1 protein-coding gene is annotated in these 21999 nt (G+C 56.3%); it reads left to right on the top strand.

Features of this window, described 5'->3' with window-relative positions:
- Positions 1 to 60: 60 nt before the first annotated feature.
- Positions 61 to 21996 carry a beta strand repeat-containing protein gene (locus AC8GFZ_RS04395; RefSeq protein WP_506642717.1) on the top strand — a complete coding sequence of 7312 codons (21936 nt, stop codon included), beginning with the start codon at positions 61 to 63 and terminating at the stop codon, positions 21994 to 21996.
- The last annotated feature ends 3 nt before the right edge of the window (positions 21997 to 21999 follow it).

Raw genomic sequence — 21999 nt, 5'->3', positions numbered from 1 at the left:
TCAAGTGCAGCTATCAATATCAGGGCCAAGACCAATATCGCAAACACATCGCTCGCCACGTTGACCACAAACGGCGGCAACATCTTGTTGGCCTCCAATGTGGATGACGCTACCGATGGCGACACCACCACCAATGGCTACATCCGACTCGACTATGGCCTCAATGCCACTTCCAACGGCGGCAACATCACCATCGGTGGTGGCAACTTGCTGGGCACGGGTTACGCCATGGGCTCTTCCAGTGAAAACCAAACCCATGGGATCCGTTTCGACAGAACCTTGAGTTTGAATTCATCGGGCGGCAACATCGCCTTGCGGGGCAAATCTTATGCAAGGGCTGTGGCTGAGGGGTTTGGTGCTTCTGGCGTTGGTTTTTATTTCTTGACCAGCAGTGGTTTGATTGACAGTGGTACAGGCACCATTTACATCGACGGTTACAGCCAAACATCGGGCAGCGCCTTTGGCTCTGGCGTTTACTTTTATACGCAGCAACCCTTCACCATCAAATCTGCGAACACCACAACGGACGCCATCAAGATCATCGCGAAGGCGACGGGCTCAAGTGGACAGTCATGGGGCATTGAGCAAGAGGACAACACGCTGTCAATTTTGGCCACCGGAACGGGTGGGGGTATCACGCTCAACACCTCGCAAAAGCTGACGCTTGAAGTGGTGATGCGCGGCACTTGGAATATGTTGGCCAGCAGTGGACCCATTACTTGGAATGCTAAATCCGACGCAGATGGCTTGACGGGTTCATGGTGGGGTAATTTCGCTTATTGGGGATCCAAATCGGCAACGGAGGTTCCAACCAGCTCGTCCAATATCAGCATTGCAGTGGACAGCTTCAACTGGGCTTTCGGTAACAGCCCACAGTTCGGGACAAGCGGAACCGTCGAGATTAAACCCGCATCTGCATCTTTTACTTATCCTGTGGCCACCAGCTGGTTCCCCCTCAACCAAAACAATTTGAACGTGGGTGGATTTACCTTGGGTAAAACAGGTAACAACGCTCTTATCACGGTGAACACCGCAGTGTCAGCCAACGGCCCCATCACGCTGTATGGGGGTGACGTCAATGTGGACACAAACTTAACCTCTACAAAATCTGGTTCGGCCATTTCAGTCTTCGGTCTTGGAAAAATCACCCAGGCCTCGTCGACAACGGTCCAGACCTTGCTTGGCAATATCAACTACAAAGCCAGTGCCGCTGGCGGCACAGCGGGCGGCATTGTGCTGAATTCGGCCAGCGCACTCAGGTCGTTTGGCGGCAACATCACATTGGGTGGTGGCTACACCGGTACGCTTGGTACAGGTTTGTATTCAGCCACGGCCAATGCACCCGGCGTGTTGATGACCACAAACACCATGGATGCTGCGGGGGGCAACATCAATATCTACGGCCGAAACACAGCTACCTACGACGATGGTGTGCGCATCAACGGCAGCACCATCACCACCTCGGGTACAGGTGCTATTGGCATTTATGGCGACTCTTTCGGCGGCTATAACGGGTCGAACCCCTATGGTGGCATCACATTTGACGCAACAGCGACAAAGATTGAAACCAACCAAGGCAACATCACCTTGGGTGGGTATCTCACCAACGCACAAAGCAACACAGCGGGCGCCTTGAACTTTTACAGAGTCACGGGGGTTGCGGGTCAAACGCGACATATACAAATTGTTTCTCGGACAGGAAACATCAACATCACCGCTGACCGAGGCACCACAACGGCCACGGGTATCAATATGTATAGCTGGGGCAATGTGTACTTAGGCTCTCCCCTGGACGCCAGCTACACCGCCACAGGAAATGTGGTGCTGACTTACCCCAATTCAAATTTGGCGACACAAAACGGCTTGCGCGTCAAAACGACAGGCGCTGTCACTTACCAGCCGGTGGGGGACAACTTCACCGATGCCATGACGTTCCCACTTAACAGTTATCACGTCTTGGCCGAGAGCGCTTCCAGTCTCACGATTGGCAAAGATATTGGAAGCAGGACGCACACCGACACGGTGACGATGGGCAGCGACATCAGTGTGAATGGCTCAGTCAGGATTTATGCAGACACCATCAATCTGAACTCAAACATCACTACCACTGGCGGCGGGGTAGCCGGTGACGTATTGGCCAAAGCCAGTGGCAATATTTCATTGGCTGCTGGCAAAACCATCACCACCACCGGCGGTGATGTGGTGCTGTGGTCCAACAGCGACGGCGGTGCAGACACCGGCTCTGTGTTGCTGCGAGATGGCTCCAGCATCACCACTTCGGGTGGGCACCTGTGGGCGGGTGGCGGTTCAGGCTCCACCACTTGGAACGGCTTAACGGTGGGCAATGGTTATGCCGTGGCGGGGACCACCCTGACACCTGCTTCATGTGCATGCTCTAGCTTTAGAGCAGGTGTCTATTTAGAAGCCACCACACTGAATACAGGCGGCGGCAATCTTGCCCTGTGGGGTAAGGGTTTAAGCAATGACAGTGGCATTCTTACTTTAGCAACGAACAATATTGATGCAGGTTCGGGCAAGGTTTATATCAATGGTGAAGGTGGTTTCTACGGTTTGATGTTGGGTATCCATTACCAATTAAGGTCTGCACAGGTCAATATTTCTTCCATAAGTTCGGCTGCTGATGCCATCACCCTGGTGGGCAGTGCCACTGCTGCTGGCAGTTCCGGCATATTCGCTGGTCCTACGTCGCTCAGAAATACCAATGGCGGAGGCATCAGCATCACGGGTAGCTCAAGCTCAAACACGGGCACAGGGATAACGATTGGTTATTTGACGAACGCGGCCAGCTTGGTAGCCTTGGCCAACACAGGACCCATCACGATCAACGCGGGGCGTTCACTCAGTTCGGCAACGGCTGGTTTTATTGTGTTGGGGCAGCAGGCTAGCTCGCTGGTCCCCACCTCAAGCAGCAACATCACCTTGGCGGCTGACAGCTTTTCGTGGGGCACCTCGAGTTCGGCCGTTAAAAGCAGTGGCATCTTGACTGTTCAGCCATCCACAGCAGGTACCTCCATCGGCGTGGGCACTGGCAGTGGCACCGTGTCTTTGCCGACAAGCTTGTTCACTGGCACATCTGTGTTCAAAGATGGTTTCAGTTCAATCGTTTTGGGCGCATCTGATGCTGGCGCCATCACCGTGGGCGGTGCCAACACCTTCACCGATAGCGTGGCTTTGGTCACCGGCGGCAACATCACCCTCAATGCGTCATCGTCTGTTTCAAGCAGCCAAGCCGGCGGTTATGTGGCCTTGGCGGCAACCGGTAGCTTCATCAACAACGCGGGTGCCTCTGCACTGTCTACGGCTTCTGATGGTCGTTGGTTGGTGTACAGCGCAAGTCCCAACAGCGCAGGTACGAATTTTGGCAACCTGAACAGCGCCAACTTGCCCGTGTGGGGTCAAACCTTTGCCACCCAGCAGCCCTCTGCCGTGGCGGTGACCGGTAACCGCTATGTGTTTGCCAGCATTCCCACGGTCGCGGTGACGGCCAACAGTGTGAGTAAAACCTATGGCGATGTTTTATCGGGCACCAGCTTGCTGGGCCTGAGCAGCAGCGCCACGGGCAGCACTGTGTTTACCTTGCCCACGTTGACCGATGTGTTCAGTGTGCAGCCCACCGCCACATCGGCGGGCTTGGTCACCACCGCAACTGTGGCGGGTGGGCCTTATGCCATTACTCTCACACCAGGGACGGCACGATCCGGCTACAGCGTCAGCTATGCAACGCCTGGCAGCATCACCGTCACCACCAAAGCCTTGACAGTCACAGGCACCTCGGTGGCCCACAAGGTTTATGACGGTGGCTTGGTGGCCACGCTCAGCAGTGGTTCTTTGCAGGGCGTGATCAACAGCGACGCCGTGTCTCTCGTTCAAGCCGGCAACTTTGCCAGCAAAAACGTGGCCAACGGCATCAGCGTGACAGCGGCTAACTCCTTGTCTGGCGTGAACGCCAGCAACTACAGCCTGACCCAGCCCAGCGGCCTCACAGCCAATATCACGCCCAAGCCCATCACCATGACGGGACTCAGCGCCAACGACAAGGTGTACGACGGCAACACCTCAGCCTCGTTAGCCGGGTCTGCCGTGCTCAGTGGCAGTGGTGCCGTGGGTTCGGGCAGCAGCATTGACGGCAAGTGGTATGCAGGTGACACGGTGTCCATCACTGGCCCACCTAGCGGAACTTTTAACAGCAAAAACGTGGCCGAGGCCAACAGCGTGACTTTCTCAGGGCTGTCTCTGACAGGCGCACAAGCTGCCAACTACACACTCACCGTGCAGTCTGCAGCCACCGCGCGAATTACCCCCAAGGCAGTCACGCTGCTGGCTTCCAAAACCTACGATGGCACCACGGGCCTCACAGGCTACGTCACGGTGAACGGCCGCATTGGCTCTGAGGTCTTGGGTTACAGCGGCGCTGCAGCCAACGACGCTCACGTGGGCACCTTGGGCAAATACATCAGCGCCATTGCCCTGGCCGATGGTGGCAGCGGTGCCACCGCAGGCTTGGCCAGCAACTACAGCTTGCCCGTGCTCAATGCGGCCAACGCACCTGTCACCATCACCGCTAAAGCACTGACGGTCAGCGGCACCAGCGTGACCAGCCGAGCGTATGACGGGACAACAGTCGCCACTTTGGCTGGTGGCACCATCAACGGTGCCGTCAATGGCGACACCTTGGTGCTGACACAAACCGGCACCTTTGCCAGCAAAGACTACAGCGCTGCGGCCATCGCAGTCACTGCCAGCAGCACCTTCAGTGTGGGCAGCAGCACCAACGGCAGTGTGCAGGGCGACTACAGCATCGCTGCACCGACGGGCCTTAGCGGCTTCATCACCAAAAAAGCGCTCACCATCACGGCCAACAACGATGCCAAGTTTTACGGCTTGGCTGACACCGCTGGCTACTACGGTGTCAGCTATGCAGGTTTTGTGAGTGGTGAAACCGCCAGCAACCTCAGCACCGCACCCACCATCAGCCGCAGCAACAGTTCGGTGAATGACGCCAACTCTTACAGCGGCGTATTGGTGCCCAGCGGTGCTGCGGCCAATAACTACAGCTTTAACTATGTCAACGGCAACTACACCATCGTGCCAGCGGGTCAGTTGCTGGTGCGTTTGGCCAACACCAGCCATGTGTACGGTACAGCGCCTACCTACACGGTGACCGAGGCCAAGTACCTGAGAAATGACAACACCACGCAGGTGGATTTGCTCTCCGCAGCAGGGGCCATCGTCAACGCCAGCAGTGCTGGGCTGGTGTCGGTGACAGACGCCAACGGCACCACCGCGACATTCAATGCCGCAGCACTCAATGGCACTTACAGCACTTCGGGTTGGCTCAATGTGGGGGCCTACCAGTGGAGTGCCTCCAACATTGCGGTGTCTAGTGGGGCCAACTTCAACAACACCATCAATGTGGTGGGCTCTGAAACTGTCGCAGTCAAGTCCATCACGCCAGCGCCCACCATCAGCAAGGTGTACGACGGCACCACCACCATTGCGCCTTTGTCGGGCACACCCGCAGGTGTGGTGACGGGTGACTTGGTGACGCTGGGCGGCGCTGGCTCGTATGCCAATAAAAATGCGGGCACTGGCAAAACCTACACGCTCACCAACCTGGCGTTGAGCGGCGCGGATGCTGCCAACTACAGCCTCAGTACCGGTGCCATCCTGACAGCCACCGATGGTGTGGTGACGGCCAAAGCCATCACCGTGTCTGGCGTGGCCGCCAACGACAAGGTGTACGACGGCGCGAACACTGCCAATATGAATGTTGCCAATGCTGTGTTCAATGGCATGGTGGCAGGTGACGCCTTGAGCGTCACGGCTGCAGGCACCTTCGCCAGCGCCGATGTGGCCTACAGCGGCAGCACCGTGGCCGCACAAACTGTGACGTTTGCCAACACCTATGGCGGCGCAGACGTCGCCAACTACACCTATGCGGGGAGTGCCACCACCACCACGGCCAAGGTCACCCCCAAAGCCCTCACGCTGGACAGCATGGTCGCGGCTAACAAGGTGTACGACGGCGGCTTGGCTGCCACTGTCACCAGCTTTGGCGCACTCACAGGCGTGGTGGGCAGCGATGCGGTGGCCTTGAACAGCAGCGCCTATTCGGCCAGCTTTGCCACCAAGCAAGTGGCCAATGGCAAAGCCGTGACGGTGTTGGCGTCTAGCCTTGGTTTGACTGGGGCCAAAGCAGGCAATTACAACCTGGTTGCCAACCCCAGCAGCACGGCCAATATCACCGCCAAGGCCATCACTGTGCAGGGCATTGCCGCCAACGACAAGGTCTATGACGGTGACACCACCGCCACCCTCAGCACAGCAGGTGCGGTGTTCAACGGCATGGTGAGTGGCGATGTACTGAGCTTGACTGCCACCGGCACATTCGCCAACAAGACGGTGGCAGCAGGCAAAACCGTGAGCTTGGTCAGCAGCTACGGCGGTGCCGACTTGGCCAACTACAGCATCACCAACCAAGCCAGCACCACAGCGTCGATCACAGCCAAAGCCTTGACCATCTCTGGCCTCGTTGCCGACAGCCGTGTGTACAACGGCGGCACCGCTGCCACGGTGAGCAACAGTAACGCTCTGTTCACTGGCTTGGTGAGTGGCGACGCCGTGACCGTCAGCGCCACCGGTGTGTTTGCAGACAAAAACGTAGGCACCGGCAAAACAGTCACGCTCACCAGCACAACGGGCGGTGCAGATCTGGGCAACTACAGCATCACCCACCAAGCCAGCAGCAGCGCCAACATCACAGCCAAAGACTTGACCATCAGCGGCATCACAGCAGCCAACAAGGTGTATGACAACACCACAGCCGCCACAGTGTCGGTGGGCAGCGTGGTGACAACAGGTTTGGTAGCAGGTGACGCGGTGACGGTGGCTGCTACAGGCGTGTTCAGCGACGAGAACGTGGCCAATGCCAAAACAGTCACCCTGACCAGCAGCTACGCAGGGGCAGACCGCAATAACTACAACATCACCAACCAAGCCACCACCACCGCCAACATCACCCCACTGGATGTGGCCTTGTCGGGCAGCACGGGTTTGACCAAGGTCTACGACGCCACAGCAGCCATTGCCCCGGCGTTGTCGGGTGGCGCCACCGGTTATGGCGCATTGGACGTGACATCTCCCAACAACGCAGCTTTGTATGGCAACGCCTTAGCAGCAGACAGCGCCTTGGTGGGAGGTCTGAGCATCACAGGTACGCCGGTGTTCTCTGGTGCGAATGCAGGTACGGTGGATGTTCAACAGGGCAGTGTGCAACTGGCCGGCTCACGCGCTGGCAACTACCGTTTGGTGTGGAGCAATGGTGCGGCCAACACCATCACCCAAGCACCGCTGACCATCACGGCCAATGACGACGCCAAGTTTTATTCGCAAGCCGACAGCACGACCAACTATGAAGGTGTGCGCTACAGCGGTTTTGTTGGGGGCCAAACATCGGCCGTTTTGGGTGGCAGTTTGGCTGTGACGCGTGACCGCAGTGCTTTGTTGACGGCTGATCCCAGCAGCGTCGCCACACAAGACAGCGCAGGTTTGTATGCCAGCAGCTTGGTACCCGCAGGTTTAACGTCTAGCAACTACAACATCAGCTTTGTGAACGGTAACTACACCATCGTGCCCGCTGGCGAGTTGATGGTGAGGGTTCAAAACATCAGCACCACCTATGGCAACACCCCCACCTACAACGTCACTTATGCGGCCTACATGGCAGACGCGGGCAATGGCGCTGGACAAATCACAGATTTGCAAGCTGCCAATTTTGTGAGCGTGAGCGGTGCACAAGTCACCGTGAAAGATGGCACTGGTTTGGGCGCCAATACCACCGCTCAATTCGACCTTGGCGCCAGCAATGCAGTATTGAGTACAGCAGGCACGCTCAAGGTGGGCTCCTACAGCCTGGGTGCCAGCAATGTGGCGGTGGGAAATACCACCGATTTCAGCAACAACATCAACATCATTGGCGCTTACGAGGTCACGCCCAAAGCCCTGTCAGTCACCGCCGGTGGTTTGACCAAGGTCTACGACGGCAGCAGCGCCATGAGCAACCTCACGCTCACACCGGTGGGCTTGGTCACACCGGTCACCACCGCTGACGTGGTGAACGTGACCGGCGTGGGCACCTATGCCGACAAAAACGTCACGGCCACGGCCAATAAAAACTACAGCCTCACCAGTTTGGCGCTCACAGGTGCCGATGCAGGCAACTATGTATTGACCAACGGCAGCACCTCCGCCGCCATCACCGCGCAAAGCGGCAGCGACAGCCAAATCACACCGCGCCCTTTGACCGTGGCTTTCACGGGCATTGACCGTGTGTACGACGGCAGCACGGTGGCCAGCGTCAACACCGGCTTGACAGTGGCCAATGGGTTTGTGACTGGCGATAACCTGAGCGTTAACCGCAGCGCAGCGTTTGCCGATAAAAACGTGGCCTATGACGGCGCCAACAACGTCACCAGCAAAGCGGCCAGCATCACCGGCGTGAGTCTGGGTGGCACCGACGCCGCCAACTACAGCGTGGCCGCCACAGGTAGCGCATCAGCCACCATCACGCCGCGCGTATTGAATGTGGCCTACACCGGTATAAACCGCGTGTATGACGGCGGTACTGTGGCCACCGTGACCACCACCGACGATCGATTGTTGAATGATGTGTTTGACATCAACCGTACCGCCAGCTACGCCAACAAAAACGTCGGTGGCGCCAAAGTGGTGAGCGTGAGCGGTGTTTCCCTGAGCAACCCCTTTGGGGTCAGCAGCACCGACGCCACCAACTACAGCGTGGCCGCCACCGGCAGCACCACAGCCAACATCACGCCACGCGTTTTGAACGTGTACTACGCAGGTGTGAACCGTGTGTACGACGGCGGTACGGTTGCGACAGTGACCACCACCGACGACCGCGTGAGCGGCGATGTGTTTGACATCAACCGCAGCGCTGGCTACGCCGATAAAAATGTGGGCCTCAACAAAGCCGTGAGCGTGAGCGGTGTGACCATCACCGACCCCTCTGGCGCGAACAGCATTGACGCGGCCAACTACAGCGTGGTGGCCACAGGCAGCACCACAGCCCACATCACGGCGCGTCCGTTGACCGTCACTTACAACGGCGTGAACAAGGTCTATGACGGTTTGTTGGGGGCCACTGTGACCACCGACCCGACAACAGCTGCAGGTTACGTGGTTGGTGATGTGTTGAGTGTCAACCGCACGGCTGCATTTGTGGACAAAAACGTGGGCACGGTCAACATCAACGTCACAGATGTGAGCCTAGATGGCAGTGATGCGGCCAACTACCAAGTGGTGGACGCCAATGGTGCTGCCACCACTGCAGGCAGCACCAGCGCCAACATCACACCGAAACTGTTGTCAGCAGCCCTCGTGGGCAGCATTCAAAAAACCTATGACGGCAACACCAGTGCAACGCTGACCAGTGGCAACTTCAGCCTGAATGGTTTTGTCACCGTAGGCGGTGTCACCGAGGGGGCCAGCGTCACCCAAACGGTGGGCGTCTACAACGATCGAAATGTGTTGTCTGCCAACAGCGTGAGCACGACATTGGCCAGCGGTGACTTCACGGCCAGCAGCGGCACATCCTTGAGCAACTACACCTTGCCCACCAGTGCCACGGGTGCAGGCAGCATCGGCGTACGTGCCTTGAGCGTGAGCTTTGCGGGTGTGAACCGCGTGTACGACGGCACCACGGTGGCCACGGTCACACCCACCTACACCCCGCTGGGCAGCGACGCAGTCGACATTGTTCGCTCGGCCAGTTTTGACAGCAAAAACGTAGACACCAACAAAACCATCAGCGTCTATAACGTGAGTTTGAGTGGCGCCGATGCCTCTAACTATTCGGTGACCAGCACCGGCTCAACCAGCGCCGATGTCACTCGCCAAAGCTCGGTCACATGGGTGGGCGGCAGCACAGGCGAGTGGTTCAACCCCGCCAACTGGGCCATGACCAGCAACACCGGCATCACAGGTGTGGTGCCTGACAAATACAACGTGTCAGCCGTGCTGGTGCCGCAGGGAAGCAGCATCAGCTTTGATGAAAATGCCCGCAGCGGTTTGGCCGAGGCGGGTGCGGTGACCCTGAGCCACTTGACCTACCAAGGCGCAGCCGCCTTAGGTGGCTTGAACCTCAAGGCAGGTTCTCTCACGCTGACCACAGCAGGTGTGGTGGGCGCACTAGAAAGCACAGCAGGTACGACATTGCGCTTTGGTGGCAGTTTGTCTGCTGACGTGGGAACAGGCATCACCAAAACGGTGGCGGGTGATTTGAGCGGCGCAGGAAGCCTGACCAAAGCCGGCGCTGGCACTTTGGTGTTGAGTGGCGTGAATGCCTACACAGGCAGCACCACCATTCAAGCCGGTACCTTGCAGTTGGGTAACGGGGGCACCACAGGTGGACTGCTGACCTCGGGCGTGGTCAACAACGGCACCTTGACCTTCAATATAGGCGCAGACAACACCGTGCCCTACGACATCAGTGGTTCAGGCCATGTGGTGGTGCTGGGTGCGAAGACCAACTTGTTCAATGGTTTCTTAACCACATCCGCGCAAACCATTGCCACCAACACCACGGTGGCCGAAGTGCTGGCCAAGTTGTCAGGCGCACAACAATCGGGTGCTGCTGTCACCTATGACGCACAAGCTGGCATTTATTTCAAACGTTTTGATCCTTCTACCAACACCGCTACTTTCCAAGTCCAGATGTTCTACGACAACAACGCAGCAGGGGATTGGACCAAGGTTGTCTTTGTGAAGTTGCAACAGTCTGGCAATAATGTTCAGGCTTTGGCTTATCAAGGTCGCTCAGGTGCTTATGCGGTCTATGGAACCAACAATATATTGGGAACCGACTTCACCACGACCGCGCCAACAGGAACCATGGGCTTGGCCGTTGTCACTGGCGGTGCAGGCTATGGCGTTAATGCGCTTTACAGCAGTGCACGAGTGAATTTCACAGGTGCCAACACCTATGCGGGTACGACCACTCTCAGCAATACAGTGGCCAACATCGCAAATACCCAAGCCCTTGGCACAAGTTATGCCGACCAAACCGTTATAGGTGCGCTGCAAGTGGGCAATGGCGCCACCATAGGCACACTTGGTACGGGCGATGTCACCAACAACGGCGTGTTGTTGTTTAACCGCAGCAACACATGGGCGCTGACCAACAACGTCAATGGCACAGGCACAGTGATGCAAACTGGCATTGGCGAAACACAGCTGAGCGGTGCACTCACACACACGGGTGGCACACGGGTAGTGGCCGGCACCTTGCAAGTCGGTAATGCGGCCACGTCCGGCACCTTGGGTGGCGACATCGCCAACTTGGCAACAGTCAAGTTCAACCGCACGGATCAGCAAACACTGACCAATGTGGTGTCTGGCACGGGCATTTTGATCAAGGAAAACAGCAACACCTTGACCTTGACCAGCGCACAGACCTACGTTGGCAGCACAACGGTGGCGGCGGGACGTTTGGTCTTCCAAAACAACACTCCACCAAGCACATCCGGCTTCACGGGTGGGGGTGCGCTGACGATTGAGCCTACGAGCGGCGGCACATTTTCAAATGCGTTCAACAGCAATGTGCACAGCATTGCTAACACCCTGACTGGATTGACTCTGGGTAGCGCAAGCAACACGGCTTCGATGACGGTGGGAGCACCATTCAGTGTTGCGGGCCCTGTCAGCATCTATGGCGGCGCCATCCAATTGAATGCCAATGTCAGCAGCAGTTTGACGAATGCGCCCTTGTTGATCAAAGCCGCTGGCCACATCACACAAGCCAGCAACGTCGCTGTGGGCAGCAATGGTGGTGACATCACGCTGTGGGCCAACAGCGATGGCGACACCACCAACTACGGCGGTATCTTGCTCAACACAGGTGCCAGCATCAACAGCCAAAACGGCAACATCTTCTTGGGTGGTGGCAGCAGCTTGGCCACGGGCTACGCCACGGTGAAGGCTGCCAATTATTCAGGCGGTGTGGCTTTGCTCGATGCCACGATCAATGCAGGTACCGGTGCGGTGACTGTGCGTGGCGAATCGGTGGACTCTGCTGCAGATAAGGCCATGGGCATCTTGATGCGCGGCGATGCAGGCAGCTCTTCCATCACAGGTGGCGCCATCAGTTTGAACGGCACGGTCAGCGGCGTGAACGACGGTGCGAGCTCTGCCTTGAGGATGGATGCACAAAGCACAGTCACCGCAGGTGGAGCGATGCACATCAGCGGCAATGCACCGATCGTCTTGGGCAATCTCCGCAGCACCGGTGCCTTGAACATCACCACCTCCACCGGTACTGGCAACGTGAGCCAAACAGCGGGCGCCACTGTTGTAGCGGCGGGGACAACCGGCGTGACAGTGGCCAATGCCGTCGTGAGCTTGGACAACACAGGCAATGACATGGTTGGTTTGATCAGTGTGAACAACGCTGCCAACCTGACGCTGCGCAGCACGGCATTGACGATGGATTCTGTGACCACCAGTGGAACGCAAACCTACAACAGCCCAGTGGTTTTGCCATCCAACACGGGCTTCACAGGCACACAAGTGCATTTCAACCAATCAGTGCTTGGCAGTGGTTCATTGACGGTCACCGGTCAGGCCGTGCTCAATGGCGCCACCATCCAAACCACGGGCGCCCAGGCCTACAACGGTGAGGTGACTTTGAGCAAGAACAACCTGTTGTCCACAGGCGGGACTGCGGGTGTGACTTTTGCCAGCACTGTCAATGGCGCCCACAGCCTGACCGTCAACAGCGCTGGTGCCACAGTGTTTGGCGGTGAGGTAGGCGTTTTGACAGCCTTGTCCAGTGTGACCACAGATCAGGCGGGCACAGTGGAAATCAACACGGGAAAAGTCAAGACCACGGGCGCACAGACTTACCGCGATAGGGTGCTTCTGGGTGCTGACACCGAGTTGCAAGGCGTGAATCTGACTTTCTTGTCTTCGGTGGATGGCGCAAATCAACTCAGCATCCGTGACAGTGGCACCACGGTCTTTGAAAGCAACCTGGGGGGTGTCACGGCACTGACGAGCCTGAGCACCGATGCGGTGGGTGAGACACATCTCAAAGGCGCATCCATACGCACCAGCACAGATTTGATTTTCAATGACAGCGTGAAGTTGTTCACGGATGTCGGCTTGCAAGCGGCTAGACAACTCACATTGGCAAAGACTGTCGACGGTGACAGCGCCAACACCCGCAGCCTGAGCTTGAACGGTGGAAACACCGCTGCCATCAACCTGCAAGGCATTGTTGGTGGTGTGATGCCGCTCACAACCTTGACCTTGGTCAACAGCGAGTCCAGCACCTTCACCGCCAAAGTCAACACGACGACCAGTGTCGATTTGCAAAATACCAAACTGGGTGTGTCATTATTGGGTGGTTTGAACACGCCTACCTTGAGCGTATCGGCTTTGCCGTTTGCCTTGACCTTGGCGGGTCAAGTGATGGTCACCAACCCCATGACCATGCCCAACACCGGTCTCTTGCAGTTGGGTGGCGTTGAATCAGATGATTTGCATTTCGTGGGAGGGTTGACGGCCAGTGCACCAAGCGGCATCGCTTTAGCAGGTACTTTGCGCACAACAGATCAAGCCATGGTCTTGGGTCGGGTTGGCAGCTCCATCAGCTTGCTGGCGGACACCACTGTGAACAGTGGCGCAGGCCTTTTGTCTTTGGCAAGCCCTGTCACAACGGGTGCACAAGGCTACGGATGGCGCATCTTGAGCACAGGCACCACCACCATGGACGGTGATTTGACAAGCACTGGCGCTTTCAGCTTGGTGGGGCCTGTCATCTTCAGCGGCAACACCAGCGTAACCGCAAGTGCCATCACATTTGGTGGGGCGGTAAATTCATTGGGCAACCTGACAATTCATGGCGCCACCACGGTCAACGGCGGCAATGTTGACTCTGGCAACTTCGCACAAACCTACGGTGGTGCTGTCACTGCCGGTGGTGCAGCCAGCAGTACGACCAGCTTCACTGGCAAGGGCATCACGTTTGGCCAAACCCTGGATGCCACCAGTCGCTTGAAAGTGAATGACAGTGGCGCAACGGTTTATGCCGGTGCCATTGGCAGCTTGACCGCGCCAGCGCACTTTGAAACCGATGCCCTGGGCAGCAGTACCTTCAGCGGTGGCATGGTGCGAACCAGCAGCCCTAACTCCATCTACATTGCCGACGATGCAGTCGTCACTGCGGCCAACACGACCTTTGACACCACTAACAATGGCGCACTGGCGACAGGTGCCAACATCACCTTCGCCAAAACTCTCAACGGTATCGCTCACAACACCCAGTCGGTGGTGCTGAACGCGGGGACGGGTGGCACCGTGTTGGTCACTGGCGCCATAGGCAATACCCAATCTTTGAAAACCTTGACACTGGCGCACAGCAACGGTGCCACCTTCCAAGCACCTGTGAAAGCGGACACTGCCGTGGTGCTGAGCAACACCACGGCGGGTCAAACCATTCGCTTTGCCGATGACTTGAGCACCGCTGCACTCACCACCACGGGCAACGCTTACCACCTGGCTATGGTGGGCGACAACACGCACGTGAGTGGTGCCACCACGTTCTTGAACACCGGCAGCTTGACGCTGGGCGACGCGGCCAACGACAACCTGGCGTTTGATGGTGGCTTGGTAGCAGCAGCGCCAAGCGGTCTGAGTCTGGGCGGCACGGTGGCCACCACCAACACCGCCATGACCTTGGGTGACAACAACACCGCACTGGTGTTGAATAACCACCTGATGCTCACGACAGCTGGCGGCGCTCTCGCCATCAATGGCGCAGTCAACGGCACCAGCGCCAACACCCAGTCGCTGAGTTTGAATGCGGGTGCGTCAGGTCTGGTGGATGTGACGGGTGCCATCGGTCAAAGCACGTCACTGAAGACCTTGACACTGGCGAACAGCAATGGGGCCACCTTCCATGCACCTGTGAAAGCGGACACTGCCGTGGTGCTGAGTAACACCACGGCGGGTCAAACCATTCGCTTTGCCCATGACTTGAGCACCGCAGCACTCACCACCACGGGCAACGCTTACCACCTGGCTTTGGTGGGCGACAACACGCACGTCAGTGGCGCTACTACCTTCTTGAACACCGGTAGCTTGACGCTGGGCGACGCTGCCAACGACAACTTGGCGTTTGATGGTGGCTTGGTAGCAGCAGCGCCAAGCGTTCTGAGCCTGGGCGGCACAGTGGGCACCACCAACACCGCCATGATCTTGGGTGACAACGACACCGCACTGGTGCTGAATGACCACCTGACGCTCAGCACAGCCAATGGTGCATTGACGATCAACGGCGCTGTCAATGGCAGCACCGCCAACACCCAGTTGCTGACTTTGAATGCCGGTGCATCAGGTCTGGTGGATGTGACGGGTGCCATCGGCCAAAGCACGTCACTCAAGACCTTGACACTGGCGAACAGCAATGGGGCTACCTTCAACGCAGCTGTCACCACGGGTACCGAAGTGCTGCTGAGCAACACCACGGCGGGTCAAACCATTCGCTTTGCCGATGACTTGAGCACCGCTGCACTCACCACCACTGGCAACGGATACCACCTGGCTTTGGTGGGTGGCAACACGCACGTGAGTGGTGCCACCACGTTCTTGAACACGGGCAGCTTGACGCTGGGCAACGCTGCCAACGACAACCTGGCGTTTGATGGTGGCTTGGTGGCCGCAGCGCCAAGCGTTCTGAGTCTGGGCGGCACGGTGGCCACCACCAACACCACCATGACCTTGGGAGACAACAACACCGCACTGGTGTTGAATAACAACCTGACTTTGAATACTGGTAATGGTGGACTTACTTTGGATGGCGCTGTCTCTGGCGCGTATGACTTGAACCTCAATAGCGCTGGTCTCACAAACATTGTTCGAGCATTGGATGTTGCCAGCGTCACAAGCGATGCGCCAGGCAGCGTACTCCTGCAGGGTGGTTTGATCACGACCTCAGGTGCACAAAGCTATGCTGAAGCAGCCACCTTGGGTGCCAATACAACCCTTACCAGCACATCTGCTGGCAATATCCGCTTTTCTGACATCTTGAATGGCGCGTACACCTTGGCCATCAACACCACGGGTGACACGGTGTTTGGTGGTGCAGTGGGTAATAGTGCGGCCTTGGTCAGCTTGAATACCAATGCGGGTGGCACAGTAGCTATCAACGGTGGAAGTGTCAGAACTTCTGGCGCACAAAGCTATGGCGAGGCAGCCACCTTGGGGGCTAACACCACCCTCTCCAGCACTGGGGCTGGCAACATTGGCTTTGCTGACACTTTGAATGGCTTGTTCACCTTAGCCATCAACACCACGGGCGATACGGTGTTTGGTGGTGCAGTGGGTAACAGCACGGCCTTGGTCAGCTTGAGCACCAATGCGGGTGGCACAGTGGAAATCAACGGAGGAAGTGTCAGAACCTCTGGCGCACAAAGCTATGGTGAAGCAGCCACCTTGGGAGCGAACACCACCCTTTCCAGCACTGGTGCTGGCAACATCGGGTTTGCTGATACCTTGAGTGGTGCATACACCTTGGCCGTCAACACCACTGGCGACACGGTGTTTGGCGGTGCAGTGGGTAACAGCGCGGCCTTGGTCAGCTTGACCACCAATGCGGGTGGTAATGTGGCGATCAACGGTGGAAGTGTCAGAACCTCTGGCGCACAAAGCTATGGCGAGGCAGCCAGTTTGGGTGCCAACACTGCTCTCAGTAGCACTGGTGGAGGCAATATCCGCTTTGCTGACACTTTGAATGGCTTGTTCACCTTGGCCGTCAACACCACAGGTGACACGGTGTTTGGCGGTGCAGTGGGCAACACTGCGGCCTTGGTCAGCTTGAGCACCAATGCGGGTGGCACAGTGGAAATCAGCGGAGGAAGTGTCAGAACCTCTGGCGCACAAACCTTCGGTGAAGCAGCAAGCTTGGGTGCCAACACCATCCTTACCAGCACCGCTGCTGGCAACATCGGGTTTGCTGATACCTTGAATGGCTTGTTCACATTGGCCGTCAACACCACAGGTGACACGGTGTTTGGTGGCAGTGTGGGCGCAAATACTGCCTTGACCAGCTTGACCACCAACGCCGGGGGCAATGTGGCGATCAATGGCGGTTCAGTGAGAACCTCTGGCGCACAAAGCTATGGTGAAGCAGTCAGCTTGGGTGCCAACACCACGCTTACCAGCACATCTGCTGGCAACATTGGGTTTGCTGATACCTTGAATGGTGCATATACCTTGGCCATCAACACCACGGGTGACACTATCTTCAACGGCAGTGTGGGCGCAAATACTGCCTTGACCAGCTTGACCACCAACGCCGGTGGCACGGTGGCGATCAACGGCGGAAGTATCAGAACCTCTGGCGCACAAAGCTATGGCGAGGCAGCCAGCTTGGGTGCCAACACCATACTTTCCAGTATTGGGGCTGGCAATATCGGCTTTGCTGATACCTTGAATGGTGGATACACCTTAGACGTGAACACCACAGGTGTCACTGTCTTCAACGGCAGTGTGGGCGCAAATACTGCCTTGGTCAGCTTGTTCACCAACGCCGGTGGATCGGTAGAAGTCAACGGTGGAAGTGTCAGAACCTCGGGCGCACAAAGCTATGGCGGTGCAGTGACCTTGGGCGCAGATGCCACCTTGACTGGACCAGGTGTAACTTTTGGCTCCACTGTTCAAGGCAATACAAGTGCACGTTCTTTGACGGTGGTGGCTGGTGCGGGCGATGTGATCTTCACGGGTGAATTAGGGGGTGTGAGTGGGCTTATCAGTGATGTAGTGGTCAATAGTGGTGGCATCACACGCTTTAGCGCACCAGTTCAAGTAGCGAGTTTGCAAACAAATGCAACAGGAACGGTCGAAATCAACACTTCCGGTGTGACAACGGCAGGTACGCAAATTTATGGTGAATCAGTCACGCTGGGTGCAGACACCACATTGACCGCCAGCGGTGTGACATTCGGTGGAGCCGTGTCTGGAAGCAATAGTTTGAGCGTAGTTGGTGGAACTGCAATCAATGGTGGCAGTGTGACTACGACAGGTAAGACACAAAGCTACAGCGCAGCGGTGACATTGGGTGCAGACACCACATTGACTGCCAGCGGTGTGACCTTCGGTGGAGCTGTGTCTGGAAGCAATAGTTTGAGCGTTGTTGGTGCAACTGCTATCAATGGTGGCAGTGTGACCACGACAGGTGCAGCACAAAGCTACAGCGGAGTTGTGACGTTGGGCGCAGACACCACATTGACGGCAAGTGGTGTGACCTTTGGTGGAGCTGTGTCTGGAAGCAATAGTTTGAGCGTAGTTGGTACAACTGCGATTAACGGCGGTAGTGTGACCACGACTGGTAAGACACAAAGTTACAGCGGTGCAGTGACCCTGGGTACAGATACTACTTTGACTGCAAGTGGTGTGACCTTTGGTGGATCGGTATCAGGTGTAGCCGGTAACCGCAGTCTGACCGTTGCAGGAACTACTGCAGTCAACGGCAACACCATCAACACTGGAACTGGCTCGCAAAGCTATAGCGGAGCGGTGACGTTGGGTGCAGATACGACGTTGACTGCAAGTGGTGTGATATTTGGTGGAACTGTTTCTGGTGCAACAGGTAATCGCAATCTGACAGTAGTGGGCACAACCGCGATCAACGGCGGCAGCGTAAATACTGGAACTGCCAATCAAAGTTACAGCGGAGCGGTGACGTTGGGTGCAGATACGACGTTGACTGCAAGTGGTATTACCTTCGATGGAACTGTTTTTGGTGCAACAGGTAACCGAAATCTGACAGTAGTGGGCACGACCGCGATCAACGGCGGCAGCGTCAACACTGGAACTGCCAATCAAAGCTACAGCGCAGCGGTGACCTTGGGTGCAGACACCACATTGACTGCCAGTGGTGTGACGTTCGGAGGTGCAGTGTCTGGCGTGACGGGTAACCGCAGTCTGACAGTGGTTGGAACAACCGCCATCAACGGCGGCAGCGTCAACACTGGAACTGCCAATCAAAGCTTCAGTAGCACAGTCAGCATGACGGGCAACACCACCTTGACAGCCGATACGGTCACATTGAACGACGCTGTCAGCGGAAGTGGAGCGTTGTCAGTTGTCGGGGCAACCATAATCAATGGCAGAACTGTTACCACCACTGGCGTACAAAGTTACAGCGGAGCAGTGACTTTGGGTAACGACACTGTTCTTTCGACAGGTGGCACAGCTGGAGTCAATCTCGCTAGTACAGTCGACAGTGCATCAAATGCAGCAGCATTTGCATTGACAGTGAACAGTGCTGGTGGCACCACCTTTGGAGGTGCTTTGGGTGCAACATACCCCTTACGCACTGTCACTACGGATGCTTCTGGCACGCTTGCCATCAATGGTGGGTCTGTCAAGACCACAGGACCACAAACCTACAACGAGCCTGTACGTATAGGTGCAAACACTAGGCTGCAAGGTGTGAATGTGGCATTCATGTCTAGCGTGGACGATGTGGTGGGCGGCACATACGGGTTGACTATCAACGACAGTGGCACCACTGTTTTGGGTGGCATCGTGGGCGGAATGACACCACTCAGCGAACTGACAACCAATGCCGGTGGCACGACGCAAATCAATGGAGGAGCGATCACCACGTCTGGTATTCAAAGTTATGCCGATGCCATCACCCTGGGCGGCTCCACAACTTTGCGTGCATCGACAGTGAACTTTGTATCGATGGCAGGTGCATTGGCTGCTACCCATTTAAATCTGTTGACCCAAGTTGCTGAATCGCTTGGTAATGTTTCTGTAACGGGTGATTTGCACGTCACTACCGGTATGGGCGGCGTTACGGGTGGTGTTTCACAAGTTGCAGGATCTGCTCTCAATGTCACTGGTGCTTCGACGTTCACTGCTGACACAAAAGCAAAGCAGGTGGCTAGCCTATCTAGCGCTACCAATCGTTTTGGTGGGTTGGTGACCCTTGACCAATCCAATAACGGTTCTTGGGCCAATGTGACCGTGGCAACGCAGTCTGCACTTGCAGTCGGTCCGCTGCAAAGCGCTGGTGCTGTTAACTTGCAAGCCAACGGCGCGATCACCACCAGCTCTATCAGCAGCTCGGGCAACGTGACCGTAGCGAGTAACGGCAGCCCTGTAACGATGGGAGCGACTTTGAGCAGTGGCAATGTCAGCATTGCAACCCTCGGTGGCAATGTGACCCAGACAGGGCCTTTAAACATCACAGGTACTACCGATATCAATGCGCAAAGCGCTAATGGCTTAGTGACGGGAAATATTTTCCTTCCCAATCCAAGCAATACATTTGCCGGTGCTTTGTCTTCGGTGGGATACAGCACCACAGTTGCGACATCCTCCGACTTGGTACTTGGCACCGTGCAAAACACGGGCAGTATGAGTCTCACCAGTGGCGGGAGTATCAATGTGGGCTCAGCTTTCATCACGCAGGGTGATCTGACGCTACAAAGTCAGAACAGCCTCCAACTTGGTAGTGCGCAAGTTGGAGGTAACGTCAACCTCACAAGCAATGCAGGAAATATTACTCTGGGAACTTCGACCATCACCGGAAACCTGAGTGCTCAAACCAGCGGAGGCGATATTGTGCAAACTGGTGGAGCGTTGAATGTTTCAGGTACATCCACATTTAACGCGGGAGCAGGACAGGTTGATGTGAACAATCCCCTCAATCAATTTGGCGCGAGTGTTACTCTCATCGCAGCTGATGCCCAATTGAGTGCAAGTAGTGATGTCACCTTAGCTGCATCGAGCGTTGCAGGGTCATTGACGGTACAAAGCACCGCGGGCGCTATCAAACAAAGTGGTGTGTTGAAGGTGTCAGGCCCTGCTAGTTTTGTCGCTCCTAACGGTGCGGTCACTTTGGATAACGTGGCCAACACATTTACACAAACACTCGCGCTGAATTCGAAAAATGCCACAGTGGTATCAGCGCAGGGCATCAACCTGACCAATAGCAACGTGCAAGGAAATTTAGCCATCACGGCGGCACAAGGAAATATCTCGCAATCAGGCCCTTTAACCGTTACAGGCACTAGCAGCCTGAGTGCGCCTGTCGGAAATATTGCTTTGGCTAATGCGGATAATAGTTTTGCGAATGCAGTGACTGTGCAGAGCAGCGGAAGTTTAAGTTTGACCAGCAGTGGGCCATTGACATTAGGAACTGCGACTGTGGGTGGTATCTCAGATATCACCAGTACCGGCAAACTCAACCTTGGTACCGGCACCTTTAGTGGTAAGTTGAAAGCAACAAGCGGAGGATTTGATATCGTTCAATCTGGTCCGATCAAGTTTGGCAGCGATGCTAATTTCGATGCTGGTAGCGCAAAGATTGATTTGTTTGAGCCTAAAAACAGTTGGATGGGATCGTTGTTATTCAAGGGCGGAATCGTCATGATTAACCATCCCATTCTGATCAACGCTATTTCTGCGGGAACCTTGAATGTCAGTACTCAGGCCACGATTCAAACTGCCCAAACAACGCGTACTGCTGCAGCATCTGCTTCTTTGTCAAAGTCCGAGTCAAACCAAGCTTCAAATTCACCAACTAGCGCGGTCAGTGTTTCGGGCGGTAGTGCTATTTCGATATCAGTAGAGCGTCCAGCAGCAGCAAATCAATCTGGACTGATCACCGTTGCGCTCGCTTCGGATGTGGCCGCACCAGGAAGGAGTTTCTCATTCACTTTGGAGGCCAGTGCGGTTAGCAATGCGACGGTTGCCAATGAAGTGAGCGTCATGCAAATGGACGGTAAGCCCTTGCCAGACTGGATACGCTATGAACCAACGACAAGAACCTTTACTGCAAACCTTGTTCCAGCTGGGGCCTTCCCGCTACAAATACGGCTGAATGTAGGAAGCGCTGAGTCGGTTGTGGTAATCCAGGAGCAGCCGCCAAGTATGGGGAACTAAAGT

It is taken from the genome of Limnohabitans rimovensis (SeqCode), from assembly GCF_965234775.1.
Lineage (GTDB): Bacteria > Pseudomonadota > Gammaproteobacteria > Burkholderiales > Burkholderiaceae_C > Limnohabitans > Limnohabitans rimovensis.
Note: the sequence above shows the minus strand (reverse complement) of the source record. Positions and strands in the feature narration are given on the sequence as shown.